General features: G+C 70.2%; 8 protein-coding genes. 3 read left to right on the forward strand and 5 right to left on the reverse strand.

Features of this window, described 5'->3' with window-relative positions; translation table 11 throughout:
* The gene (locus ACWGJ5_RS11415; protein WP_453309496.1) at nucleotides 1–2,070 is read right to left on the reverse strand and encodes a carbohydrate-binding module family 20 domain-containing protein; all 2,070 of its coding nucleotides are present in this window, start codon (nucleotides 2,068–2,070) and stop codon (nucleotides 1–3) included.
* Nucleotides 2,071–2,268: 198 nt separating this feature from the next.
* On the opposite strand from ACWGJ5_RS11415, the gene pulA reads away from it, so the two are divergent.
* A complete protein-coding gene (gene pulA, locus ACWGJ5_RS11420) occupies nucleotides 2,269–7,644 on the forward strand; it encodes a pullulanase-type alpha-1,6-glucosidase (RefSeq protein WP_453309497.1) in 5,376 nt (1,791 codons plus the stop codon).
* A 32-nt stretch (nucleotides 7,645–7,676) separates the two neighbouring features.
* Nucleotides 7,677–8,045, forward strand: a complete 369-nt coding sequence (locus ACWGJ5_RS11425) for a 5-carboxymethyl-2-hydroxymuconate Delta-isomerase (protein WP_453309498.1) — start codon at nucleotides 7,677–7,679, stop codon at nucleotides 8,043–8,045.
* On the opposite strand, the gene ACWGJ5_RS11430 is transcribed toward ACWGJ5_RS11425, so the two are convergent.
* The 4 genes from ACWGJ5_RS11430 to ACWGJ5_RS11445 all read right to left on the reverse strand — a co-directional run bounded on the left by ACWGJ5_RS11430 (nucleotide 8,042) and on the right by ACWGJ5_RS11445 (nucleotide 12,695).
* Nucleotides 8,042–8,731 carry a TetR/AcrR family transcriptional regulator gene (locus ACWGJ5_RS11430; RefSeq protein ID WP_453309499.1) on the reverse strand — a complete coding sequence of 230 codons (690 nt, stop codon included), beginning with the start codon at nucleotides 8,729–8,731 and terminating at the stop codon, nucleotides 8,042–8,044. The genes ACWGJ5_RS11425 and ACWGJ5_RS11430 overlap by 4 nt on opposite strands.
* A gap of 36 nt (nucleotides 8,732–8,767) precedes the next feature.
* Nucleotides 8,768–9,790, reverse strand: a complete 1,023-nt coding sequence (locus ACWGJ5_RS11435; RefSeq protein ID WP_453309500.1) for a PDR/VanB family oxidoreductase — start codon at nucleotides 9,788–9,790, stop codon at nucleotides 8,768–8,770.
* A complete protein-coding gene (locus tag ACWGJ5_RS11440; RefSeq protein WP_453309501.1) occupies nucleotides 9,790–10,668 on the reverse strand; it encodes a metal-dependent hydrolase in 879 nt (292 codons plus the stop codon). Before ACWGJ5_RS11440 ends, ACWGJ5_RS11435 begins: the two co-directional genes overlap by 1 nt.
* Before the next feature lie 110 nt (nucleotides 10,669–10,778).
* Nucleotides 10,779–12,695, reverse strand: a complete 1,917-nt coding sequence (locus ACWGJ5_RS11445; RefSeq protein WP_453309502.1) for a hypothetical protein — start codon at nucleotides 12,693–12,695, stop codon at nucleotides 10,779–10,781.
* Between the two features lie 130 nt (nucleotides 12,696–12,825).
* On the opposite strand from ACWGJ5_RS11445, the gene ACWGJ5_RS11450 reads away from it, so the two are divergent.
* Nucleotides 12,826–13,236 (forward strand): hypothetical protein, encoded by a 411-nt coding sequence (locus ACWGJ5_RS11450; RefSeq protein WP_453309503.1) that lies wholly within the window; start codon nucleotides 12,826–12,828, stop codon nucleotides 13,234–13,236.
* Nucleotides 13,237–13,275 lie beyond the last annotated feature (39 nt).

Genomic DNA, 13,275 nt, shown 5'->3' on the forward strand with positions numbered 1-13,275 from the left:
CTACTTCCAGGTGTCGCTCGTCGTGTAGCCGGACGAACCGCCCGTCGTGTACGAGCGGTTCGTCCCGGACTCCCAGGTCACGTTCCCGGAGCCGTCCTTCTTGACGTACTTGTACGCGAAGGTCGTGCTCTTGGGGACGATGACCAGCCTGCTCCAGTTCGGGTACGACGCCGAGGACAGGGGGATGGCGTCGGACGTGTTCCAGGAGCCGAGGGACGGGACCGAGCCCACGACGTAGACGTTGGTGCCCCAGTCGGTCGTGGCGTTCTCGTCGAAGGTGACGTCGGTGGCGTCGGCGTCCGCCACGTTCCAGGAGTTGTCGAGGGACAGCGCCGACGTGGTCGTGGTCGCCGACCTGTTGGCGTTCGACTCCCACGTCACATTGCCTGAGCTGTCCTTCTTTATGAATTTGTAGCTGAACGCCGTGTTCACAGGCACGCTCACCTCGCCCGACCACACCGGGTACCCGGAGGACGACAGCTGGACGGCCTTCGAGGTGTCCCAGCCGCCCAGCGCCGCGATGGACCCGACGACGTACACGTTGGTGCCGGAGGACGTGGACGCGTACTCGTCGAAGGTCGCGCTGACCGTGTCGCCCGAGCTGCCGCCCGCATCGCCGCAGCCCACCGTGCAGGTGTAGGAGGAGTTGTAGAAGGCGACCGCGCTCTTCGCCGGGATGGTGAGGGACGTGCTCCCGCCCGAGACGGTCACCGTGGAAGCGCCGCCGTCGACCACGTTCTTGTACGTGCCGTCCGCCATGCCCGTCGTGAACGTGTAGGTCGCCGCCGACGTGCCGTTGTTGAGCGCGAAGAAGCCTTTGCCGCTGCGGCCGAACCCGATCACGGACGACGACTTGGTCTGCCAGTCGGAGACCGCCGCCGTGTCCACCGCGTTGTGCCAGGCCACCATGCCGACCACGGCCGTGTCACGGTCGAGGCAGTACCACGCACCGTTCGAGCAGTCCGTGTTCGTCACGAATCCGGACGAGTTCGGCGGGGCCTGGTCGCTCTGGGTCCACTCCCAGCTGGCGTACACCGTGGGCGTGGACCACTTGTAGGCGAGCTGGAAGAGGTTGGCGAGCTTGTAGGTGTCGCCGTCCTTGTAGGACAGGTGGAGGCCGTTGCGCTCGGTGTCGTGGTTCGTCACGAAGGAGACCGAGTTCGCGGCCGGCAGGATGCCGCTGGATCCGATCGGGGCCAGGTCGCCGACATTGCCCTGGAAGGCCGACTTCAGCTTGCTCGCGTAGGTGAAGTCCAGGACGTCACCGGAGGCGTAGTAGTCGGAGGGCTGCGGGGTCGTACCCGGGTAGACCTCCTGGAAGACGTACGGCGCCGAGCCGGACGTGGTGTTCGTCAGCTTGGACTCGATCGCCGCGAGGTCGGCCTCGGGGATGTGCTTGGCGGCGTCCACCCGGAAGCCGTCCACGCCGAGCGCCAGCTGGGAGTTGAGGTAGTTCGCGATGCCCGCGCGGACGGTGTCCGACTCGGTCTTGAGGTCGGGCAGACCCAGCAGCTCGCAGTTCTGGACCTGGGTCAGGTTCGAGTAGTCCTGGATGGTCAGGTCCGAGGTCGGGCATTCGCTGGAGTCGTGATAGTCGGTCCGGCTCCAGTTGGGGGTGGAGTACTTGTTGGTGATCGTCGTGCCGTTGTAGCCGGTGCCGGTCTGCGCGGCGGTGTGGTTGATCACCGCGTCCGTGTAGACCTTGACGCCCGCCTTGTGGCACGCGGTGATCATGGCGCTGAACTTCGCCTGGCTGCCGAAGCGGCTGTTCAGGCTGTACGAGTACGGCTGGTAGACGTCCCACCAGTAGTACGACGACTGTTTCAGGGACTCCTGCGGCGGCGCCACCTGGACCGCGCCGTAGCCGGCCGGGCCCAGCACGTTCGTGCACTCGGAGGCGATGGAGTCCCAGTTCCACTCCCACAGGTTGGCGATGACATCGCCCTTGGCGGTGGTGTCCGCCTGCGCGGGTATCGCGGGAAGGGCGACGGCTCCGGCCAGTGCGAGGGCGCCCGCGGCCGCGGCGGTCGCGGTGCGGCGGAGGACACCCGGGGGTCGGTGTCTGCTCATGTGCGGCTCCGAAAGAGAGGGACAGCGTTCAACAACCCGTGAGCGTGAGGGAGTTGAGGAGCGCGCGTCAAGGTTGACGCTGAAAATTCTTGCTATGAGTTTCAAGACTCTTGCTGTAAACCTTTCGACGGCGATACGGTCGCGCGGGGTCGGACCCAAGGGATCCAAAAGAGCCGCATTCGCTAGGAGTTACCGCCTGTGATACCGAGAGCGAAACGGGCCGCGGCCGTCACCGCCGTGGCCCTCGCCGCCGCCCTGATCCAGCCACTGGCCGCGCAGGCGGCCACCCCGCCCCCGCCCCCTTCGGACGCCAGACTCGCCGCCGTACCCGCCCGGCACGACGACACCCGCGAGCAGTTCTACTTCGTCATGCCGGACCGTTTCGCCAACGGGGACACCTCCAACGACAAGGGCGGACTGACCGGCTCCCGGCTCAGCACCGGCTACGACCCCACCGACAAGGGCTTCTACCAGGGCGGCGACCTCAAGGGCCTGACCAAGAAGCTGGACTACATCAAGGGCCTCGGCACCACCGCCATCTGGATGGCCCCCATCTTCAAGAACCGTCCCGTACAGGGCACGGGCAGCAACGCGTCCGCGGGCTACCACGGCTACTGGATCACCGACTTCACCCAGGTCGACCCGCACTTCGGTACCAACAAGGACCTCGAGACCCTCATCTCCAAGGCGCACGCCAAGGGCATGAAGGTCTTCTTCGACGTCATCACCAACCACACCGCCGACGTCGTGGACTACAAGGAGAAGTCCTCGGACTACCTGTCCAAGGGCGCCTTCCCGTACCTGACCCAGGACGGCCGCCCCTTCGACGACGCCGACTACGCCGACGGAAGCAAGAGGTTCCCGGCCGTCGGCACCGGCTCCTTCCCGTACACCCCGCAGGTCACCAGTCGGTCCAAGGTCCCGGCCTGGCTCAACGACCCGACGATGTACCACAACCGGGGCGACTCGACCTTCGCCGGCGAGTCCGCGACCTACGGCGACTTCTCCGGCCTGGACGACCTGTGGACCGAGCGTCCCGAGGTCGTGCACGGCATGGAGAAGATCTACGAGCGGTGGGTGAAGGACTTCGCCGTCGACGGCTTCCGGATCGACACCGTCAAGCACGTCGACATGCCGTTCTGGACCCAGTGGGCGACCGCACTCGACAACTACGCGGCGGCGCACGGGCGGAAGAACTTCTTCATGTTCGGCGAGGTCTACTCCGCCGACACGAACATCACGTCCCCGTACGTCACCCAGGGCCGCCTCGACGCCACCCTCGACTTCCCCTTCCAGGACGCGGCCCGCTCCTACGCCTCCCAGGGCGCGAGTGCCCGGAAGCTGGCGGGCGTCTTCGGCGACGACTACAAGTACACGACCGACAAGGCCAACGCGTACGAGCAGGTCACCTTCCTCGGCAACCACGACATGGGCCGCATCGGGTACTTCCTGAAGCAGGACAACCCGAAGGCCACCGACGCCGAGATCCTGAAGAAGGACGAGCTCGCCAACGAGCTGATGTTCCTCAGCCGCGGCAACCCGGTCGTCTACTACGGCGACGAGCAGGGCTTCACCGGCTCCGGCGGCGACAAGGACGCCCGCCAGACCATGTTCGCCTCCGAGGTCGCCGACTACCTGGACGACGACGAGATCGGCACCGACCGCACCCACGCGAGCGACTCCTACGACACGGGTGCGCCGCTGTACAAGCAGATCGCCGCGCTCTCCGGGCTCCGCAAGGCCGAGCCGGCCCTGACCGACGGAGTCCAGACCCAGCGCTACGCGGCCGACGGCGCCGGCGTGTACGCCTTCACCCGTACGGACGCGAAGACCGGGCAGGAGTACGTCGTCGCCCTCAACAACGCCGACTCGGCGCAGACGGCGACCTTCGCGACCGGCTCCGCCGACATGGCGTACCGGGGCATCTACGGCGCCACCGACTCCGTGACGTCCGACGGCGACCGCAAGGTCAGTGTCACCGTCCCGGCCGAGTCCGCCGTGGTCTACAAGGCCGCCGGCACCCTCGCCGAGCCCGCCGCCGACCCGGCGATCACCCTCAAGGCGCCGGCCGCCGGAGCCACCGGCACGGTGGAGGTCGGCGCCGACGACGGGGGAGGCGGTCAGCTCGACCGGGTCGTCTTCGCCGCCCAGGTCGGAAACGCGAAGTGGCAGGTGCTCGGCTCCGCCGACCACGCGCCGTACAAGGTCACCCAGACCCTCGGCAGGGACGTGCCCGCCGGGACCGCGCTGCGCTACAAGGCCGTCGTGATCGACTCGGCCGGGCGCACCGCGAGCGCCACGGCGAGCAGCACCTCCGGCACTCCGCCCGCGCCCGAGGTCCCCACGGCCTCCTCCCGCGACTACGTGATCGTCCACTACAAGCGCACCGACGGCGACTACGACAACTGGGGCCTGTACGCCTGGGGCGACATCGCCGACGGCGAGGCCACGAACTGGCCCGCCAGCCACCCGTTCACCGGCCGGGACGCCTACGGCGCCTTCGCCTGGGTCAAGCTCAAGCCCGGCGCCTCCGGCGTCGGCTTCCTGGTCATCGACAAGAACGGCAACAAGGACGTCTCCGCCGACCGGAGCATCGACGTCACCAGGACGGGTGAGGTCTGGGTCGAGCAGGGGAAGACGGACGTACTGACCCAGAAGCCCGGCTATCCGGCGCAGGACAAGACCAAGGCGGTCATCCACTACCACCGCGCCGACGGCGACTACGACGGCTGGGGCCTGCACGTCTGGACGGGTGCCGCGAACCCCACCGACTGGTCGAACCCGCTGAAGCCGGTCAAGACTGATGCCTATGGCGCGGTCTTCGAGGTGCCGCTCACCGCGGGTGCCACCAGCCTCAGCTACATCATCCACAAGGGCGACGACAAGGACCTGCCCGCCGACCAGTCGCTGGACCTCAAGGCCAACGGCTACGAGGTGTGGCTGTTGAACGGCCAGGAGAAGTACCTGCTGCCGCAGCCGGCGGGCAGTGCGGCCGCCCTCGACCTGAGCACGTCCAAGGCGATCTGGATCGACCGGGACACGGTCGCCTGGAACGGCGCGGACGGCGCCGCCTCCACCCAGCTGCTGTACTCCGCGGACGGCTCGATCGCCGTCAAGGACGGGACGCTGACCAGCGACGACGAGCGCTGGATCCGGCTGGAGAAGAGCACGCTGACCGACACGCAGAAGGTGAGGTTCCCGCACCTTAAGGACTACACCGCCTGGTCCGTCGACCCGCGGGACCGGGACCGCGTGCGCGCGGCGCTGAAGGGCCAGATCGTCGCCTCGCAGCGTGCCGCCAACGGTGCCGTCCTGGCCGCGACCGGCGTGCAGGTCGCGGGCGTGCTGGACGACCTGTACCCGGCCGCCACCAAGGCCGCCCTCGGCCCGGTCTTCCACGACGGCAAGCCGACTCTGTCCGTGTGGGCGCCGACCGCGCAGAGCGTCGCGCTGGAACTGGACGGCTCGACCCACGCCATGCACCGCGACGACACCACCGGCGTCTGGTCCGTCACCGGCCCGCCGTCCTGGAAGGGCAAGCCCTACCGGTACGTCGTCGAGGTCTGGGCGCCCAGCGTCCGCAAGATGGTCACCAACAAGGTCACCGACCCCTACTCGGTCGCCCTCACCGCGAACTCCGAGCGCAGCCTCGTCGTCGACCTGAACGACAGGACCCTCGCCCCGAGCGGCTGGTCGGGCCTGCGCAAGCCCAAGGCCGTACCGCTGAGGGACGCGCAGATCCAGGAGCTGCACATCCGGGACTTCTCGGTCGCCGACAGGACCGTCCCGGCCCAGGACCAGGGCACCTACCTGGCCTTCACCGACAAGAACACCGACGGCTCCAAGCACCTGAAGGAGCTGGCGAAGTCCGGGACCTCCTACGTCCACCTGCTGCCCGCCTTCGACTTCGCCACCGTCCCGGAGAAGAAGGCCGACCAGGCGAGTCCCGGCTGCGACCTGGCCTCCTACCCGGCCGACTCCGACAAGCAGCAGGCGTGCGTGGCGAAGACCGCCGCGAAGGACGCCTACAACTGGGGCTACGACCCGTACCACTTCACGGTCCCCGAGGGTTCGTACGCCACCGACCCCGACGGCACCGCCCGTACGGTCCAGTTCCGCAAGATGGTGCAGGCGCTGAACGGGGACGGCCTCAGGGTCGTCATGGACGTCGTCTACAACCACACGGCGGCCGGCGGCCAGGCCGACACCAGCGTGCTGGACAAGATCGTGCCCGGCTACTACCAGCGGCTGCTCGCCGACGGCTCGGTGGCCAACAGCACCTGCTGCGCCAACACCGCACCCGAGAACGCGATGATGGGCAAGCTGGTCGTGGACTCGATCGTCACCTGGGCCAAGGAGTACAAGGTCGACGGGTTCCGCTTCGATCTCATGGGCCACCACCCGAAGGCCAACATCCTCGCGGTCAGGAAGGCCCTGGACGCGCTGACCCCGCAGAAGGACGGCGTCGACGGCAAGAAGATCATCCTGTACGGCGAGGGCTGGAACTTCGGCGAGGTCGCGAACGACGCCCGGTTCGTGCAGGCCACGCAGGCGAACATGGCCGGCACGGGCATCGCCACCTTCTCCGACCGCGCCCGTGACGCCGTACGCGGCGGCAGCCCCTTCGACTCCGACCCCGGCGTCCAGGGCTTCGCCTCCGGGCTGTACACCGACCCCAACGGATCGGCGGCGAACGGCACTTCGGCCGAGCAGAAGGCCCGGCTGCTGCACTACCAGGACCTGATCAAGGTCGGCCTGACCGGAAACCTCGCGAAGTACCACTTCACGGACACCAGCGGCAAGGAGGTCACCGGAGCGGAGGTCGACTACAACGGCTCGCCCGCGGGTTACGCGGACGCACCCGGCGACGCCCTCGCCTACGTGGACGCGCACGACAACGAGTCGCTGTTCGACGCCCTGACCTACAAGCTGCCCGCCTCGACGAGCGCCGCCGACCGGGCCCGGATGCAGGTCCTGGCGATGGCCACGGCCGCCCTCTCGCAGGGGCCGTCCCTCTCCCAGGCCGGCACCGACCTGCTGCGCTCGAAGTCGCTGGACCGCAACTCCTTCGACAGCGGCGACTGGTTCAACGCCATCCACTGGAACTGCGCCGACGGCAACGGCTTCGGGCGCGGGCTGCCCATGGCGGCCGACAACCAGTCCAAGTGGGACTACGCCAGGCCGCTGCTGACCGGCGTGCAGGTCGGCTGCCCGCAGATCACCGGCACCTCCGCCGCCTACCAGGACATGCTGAGGATCCGTACGACCGAGAAGGCGTTCTCGCTCGGTACGGGCGCGCAGGTGCAGGACGAGCTGTCCTTCCCGCTGTCCGGGACGGACGAGACGCCGGGTGTGATCACGATGAAGCTCGGAGACCTGGTCGTCGTCCTCAACGCCACCCCGCACCGGCAGGAGCAGAAGATCGGCGGTCTCGCCGGCACGCAGTTCCGGCTGCACCCGGTGCAGGCCTCCGGCGCCGACCCGGTGGTGAAGACCTCCTCCTACGCGGCCGACTCGGGCACCTTCACCGTCCCGGCGCGGACCGTGGCCGTGTTCACCCGGGCGGCGAAGTAGGGTCGGACCGTCGCCGTAGAACAGGAGTGCCCATGCCGCAGATCACCGTCGACCACTCGGCCGGTGTCGAGGACTTCCCTGACGCCTTCGTGCGGGAGCTGCACGAGACGACCGTCGAGATCGCGGGGGCCAGGCCGGAGTCCTGCAAGACGCTGTTCCGGTGCGCGTTGTACAGCGCGTTCGGCTACGAGGCTCCCGATGACGACCAGAACCAGCGGCACGCCATCGTGCATGTGACCATCGGGCTCCTCGCCGGCCGCAGCGAGGAGACGAAGGCCAGGCTGACGGAGGGGGTGCTGGAGCTGCTCCAAAAGCACGTGACGCCGCTGGACGGCGTCACCCTGCACGCCTCCGCCGAGATCCGCGACCTGGATCCGTCGTACCGGAAGTTCGACCGCTAGGGAGCAAGGGAGATCAGCCGGCCGACGAGCTCCGCGAAGGGCCCGTCGGCCGGCTCGTCCTTGACCATGGTGCGCAGCAGGGCGGCCATGTCCTCGTCGTAGGCCGCGCTCACCGCCGCCAGCGCGGCGAAGTCGTGCACTAGCTGCAGCTCCAGCTCGCCGCGCGGGATGCGCCGGCCGTCCAGCCAGATCAGCGCCGTCGACTCGGCGAGCGAGATCCAGGAGCGCACGACCAGTTCGAGGCGCGCGGGTGCCTCGGTGACGCCGAGGTGCGCGAGCATGTGCTCGTAGGCGGCCTGGCGTACCGAGTCGATGAGCGCGTTGGTCGCGGACGATCCGACCGCCGGGCCGCCGCGCATCAGTGCCGAGAAGCCGGGGCCGTGTTCGTCCACGAAGTCGAAGTAGCGGCGCATCACACGCAGCAGCCGGGCGCCGAGCGGGCCCTCGTGCGGCTCGGCGAAACGGCCCGCGAGATCCTGCGAGGCACGCTTCAACGCGGCCTCGTACAGGCTGAGTTTGCCGGGGAAGTAGTGATACACCAGCGGGCGCGAGATGCCCGCGGCCGACGCTATCTCGTCGATGGAGACCTCGTCGGGCGAGCGTCGGCTGAACAGGTCGAGGGCGACGCCGATCAGCTGCTGCCGCCGCTCCTCGACGCCCATTCTGCGGCGAACCCCGGTACTCATGCGCACACCTTACCGATCGGGTTCGGGCGCAGGTGATCACATGTCGAGCACCAGACGATCGCTTCGGGCCCGCGATACACAGATCAGCATCGAGTCGCCGCGCTCCTCGTCCGTCAGCAGCTCGTCCCGGTGGTCGATCTCCCCTTCCAGCACCCGCTGTTGGCAGGTCCCGCAGAAACCCTGCTCGCAGGAGTAGGCGGTGTCCGGCAGTTCCCGGCGTACGGCGGCCAGCACGGTGGAGTCGGCGGGAACGGTCAACGTCCGTCCGCTGCGCCGCAGCTCGACCTGGAAGTCGCTGGTGCCCTCGGACGGCGTACGGGGCGCGAACCGCTCGAGACGGACGCCCGGGAAGCGTGCCGCGACGGCCGCCATGAGTCCCTCGGGCCCGCAGCAGTAGACGGCAGCCCCCTCGCTCACCCCGAGAGCGTCGAGGTCGGGCCTTCCCTCCACGACGGTCACCCGGTCCCGGCCCAGCTTCTCGACCTCCTCGAGGAAGGGCATCGAGGCCCGGTCGCGTCCCGCGTACAGCAGCCGCCATGCGGCGTGCTCCGGCAGGGCCCGCAGCATCGGCAGCAGCGGCGTGATCCCGATACCGCCGGCGACGAAGACGTACGACTCCGCCTCGACCAGCGGGAAGCGGTTCCGCGGCCCCCGCACCTCGAGTTCCGTGCCCTCCGTGACCTGCTCGTGCACCTCGCGCGAGCCGCCCCGCCCGTCCTCGACCAGCCGGGTCGCGACCGTGTACGAGGAGGTGTCCTCGGGGTCCCCGCACAACGAGTACTGCCGGACCAGCCCCGACGGCAGGACGAGGTCGAGATGGGCTCCCGGCTCCCAGCACGGCAGGTCGCGTCCCTCCAGGCGGAGTTGGACGACCCCCTCGGCCACCGTCTCGCGAGAGGTCACCAGCAGCCGCAGCGCACGCGAACGCGGCCGGCCCGACGTGGGCTCCTCCAGCGCGGGCATCGGCCACAGCGGCGAGACCTGGATCCGGCGGCGCAGGGCGCCCCGGGCCAGCAGGGCGGCGCCCGCGACGAGCACGACAGTACGCAGCCTCGGCATCAGGCGGCCCTCTTCTCCGCCGCCGTGGCCGCCGGGGAGGCGGCCAGATAGGCGACGGCCTGCTCGGTGTCGCCCTCCTGCGAGGGGTGGTAGTCGCGGCTCAGATAGCGGGGGACGGACCTGAGCATGTCCCCGGTCGTGGGCAGCAGGCCCCGCCTGCCGCGGACGTGGAAGTCCTTGAAGGAGGCCTTGCCGTCGATGAGGGTCGGGTCGTTCGCCATGAAGAACCGCGCCCCGCGCTGCCACAGGAACACCAGCGCCGAGAAGGCCGTGGCCCAGGTGCGTACGCGCCGGCGGTAGCTGCCGTCGACGTGCATGAACAGCTCGAAGGCGACGGAGCGGTGCTCGACCTCCTCGGCGCCGTGCCAGCGCAGCAGGTCCAGCATGGTCGGGTCGGCGCCGCGCCGGTCCAGTTCCTCGGCGTTGAGCACCCAGTTGCCGAGGAACGCGGTGTAGTGCTCGATGGCCGCGATGAGCGCGACCCGCTCCATCAGCCACCACCGGCGCGCCCTGCCCGGCGGCAGCGTGCGGTCGCCGAGCAGCTTCTCGAAGAACCAGTCGACCTGTGCGGTGTACGGCGTCGGGTCGAGGCCCCGCGCGCGCAGGTGCGGCAGCACCTCGTCGTGGGCCTGGGAGTGCATGGCCTCCTGGCCGATGAACCCGATCACGTCCTCGCGGAGCCGCTCGTCGCGGATGTACGGCAGCACCTGCTTGTACACGTGCACGAACCACCGCTCACCGGCGGGCAGCAGCAGGTGCAGCACGTTGATGGTGTGCGTGGTGAACGGATCCTCCGGCACCCAGTGCAGCGGCGTGCCGTCCCAGGAGAAGGACACCTTGCGTGCCTTGAGCGGCACCCGGGCCTGCGTGTTAGACATGGCGTCAATGTACTGATGGGTAGGCGCGCTGAGAACCCCTCCGGCAGTGCTTGTTTACGCAACTGTCAATAAAGGGCTGCCGGTGTCGACGAAGAGCTGCCGCAACCGCCCTACTGCAACCCGCCGACCTCGGTGCCGTCCACCAGCGTGCCCTTCAGCGAGGCCTGGGCGCCCTTCTTGGCCCGGGCCACCAGGAACTGCCCCTGACCGGCCGCGGTGACCGCGCCGCCCGCCTGGATCGACGCCGTGTCCTTGTCGCCCGCCGCCAGCAGATACCAGTGGCCGGCCGCGGACTTCCACAGCACCCCGGCGAGCACATGGGGATCACCCGGACCGCAGGACCGCGCGTCCGTGCCCCTGGCGACGACCGCCCCGGCCGGATGGTCCGGCAGGCCGAACAGGGCCAGCGAGCCCGTACCGTCGCCGCGCCACGTCTCGGCCCTGGCGCACATCCACGAGGCCGCTCCGCTGCCGTCGGGCAGCGGCTGGTCGGCGAACGACCAGGCGTTGACAGTGCGCACCCCGCCGGAGCGCTCGGCGTCCAGCGCGCAGGCGAACGGCGCCCAGGCCCGCAGCCCGGCCGCCCCGGACGCCTCGCCGGCCGAGCCGGGCCGGCCCGCGGTCAGGTGGGCCGGTACCAGCTCGCCCAGGTCGGTGGCGAGCGCGGCGCCGGAGGCGGAGGTCAGCTGGAGCACGGTCCAGGAGGTGCACTTGCCGGGCTGCAGCGCGGGGCTGGCCAGCGGCGCGGTGACGCCGTGGGTGACGGTCAGCGGGGTCGGGTCCGAGTCCGGCTTCATCAGGTCCCGGGAGGCCACCTTCTTCACCCAGGGCGCGATCAGGTACTGGGCGTTGCCGTCGGAGCGGCCCAGCAGCAGGGCGCTCGCCTCGGTGCCGGTCGCGCCGTCGACCCGGGCGAGGTCGAGCGCCGCGCCCTGGGTGCCGCCGGCCGGCTCGGCGTAGCGGGCGATGCGCAGACCGTCGTAGAAGATCACCACGTGGGCGTCCGCGACCTGGCCCGCGTACAGCAGCTGGGGCGGGCCGGCCGGGCCGCCGGTCTGGGTGCCGGGGGTCGCCGAGACCCGGACCGTCGCGCCGGGGCGGGCCCACACCGCGAGCGCGCGGCGCAGCAGGGCCGTGTCGCCGGTGAGCGGCCCGCGCGCGGGCCACACCGAGAAGTCGGTGCGGGCGGCGGTCTTCCAGTCGACGGGGGAGACCTGGATCAGCCGGGCGGGGTCGAGGGCGGCCTCGGCGGCCGGGTTCTGGGCGTATGCGGGCGCGGCGGCGCCGTCCGGGCCCCAGCCGCCCGAGGGCAGGCCGATCAGCGCCCCGCACACCACGAGCGCCGCGGCGGCGGCGAGGGCGGCCTTGGTGTGCTGGCGGCGGCGCATCAGATCGGTGGGCCGGGCCTGCAGCAGACACGGGTCGAACTCGGGGGAGGAGAGCAGCGCGGGCTGGGTGGGCACGCCGTTCGCGGAGGCCAGCGCGCCGCCCGCGTCGTCCGCCCCGGCGGCGGTGAGCAGCTCCCGGATCTCGGCGTCGGACAGGTTCTCCAGACCCCGCAGCACGTACGCGGCGCGGGCCGGGCCGGGCAGCGTGGACAGGCGCTGGTCCAGGGCGAGTTCGTCGGCGCCGCCCGAGCGCGGGAACAGCCTCAGGCCCCACACCTGGGGCAGCGGCTGCGGCAGCTGGGCGAGCCGGGCCAGGCCTTTGCGGGGCCGGGCCGCCCCCAGCGCCGCAACCAGGACGCGCTCGCGCAGGAAGGCGTACCCGGGGTCGCCCTCGCGCCCGGATGCCGGGGCCGGGATCACGGACTGCTGCTTGCGGCCTCTGGGCAGGGCGCGCTGGACGAGCGCGTGTGCGGTCAGCACCCGGCGGCTGCGGCCGAGACCGGGCGGCAGCACCAGGTAGGCGATCCGGACCAGCCGTGGATAGTGCTCGACGAGCGCGGCCGCTGCCTGCTCGACATCGACCGGTCCGTTGTTCGCGGGGGTGGGTGCGTGACGCTGGGCTACATCCTGTGACTGCACGTCATGGAGAACGAGCGAGGCGTTGGTTGGTCACCACCGGATGGGTGGTTCCGGGAATTGAGCGCACGGCGGCCCGGAGCCGTATCCGAAGGAGCTGAGGCATGCTTGGCCCACAGGACCGGAGGAACAGATGAGGGTGACACGACTGCTGCCGGCCGCCGCGGCCGTACTGGCGCTGGCGGGCTGCGGTTCGGGCGGGGACACCAAGGCGGTTCCGCCCACCGCGACCGGCAGCCTGGAGAGCCTGGCCGCCGAGGTGAAGTGCGCACCGAACATGCAGATCGACTCCGACGAGGTCCGTCAGGCCATCTGCAAGAACCCCGACGGCAGGTTCGTCTTCGCCACCTTCGCCACCGACCGCGGCCAGCGCGAGTGGATCAACGACGCGAAGGACTACGGCGGTTACTACCTCGTCGGCCGCAAATGGGTCGCCGTCGGCGACGACGGGGTCGTCAAGGCGCTGCGCGGCACCCTCGGCGGGGACGTGGAGATGGGCACCAACCATTCCGGCCACTCGGGCCACTCCGCGCACGGCGGCTGAGCCGGCCGTATCCAGCCAGCGCGCGCACGGGAAAGGCCG

This window comes from Streptomyces sp. NPDC054783 (genome assembly GCF_053611725.1).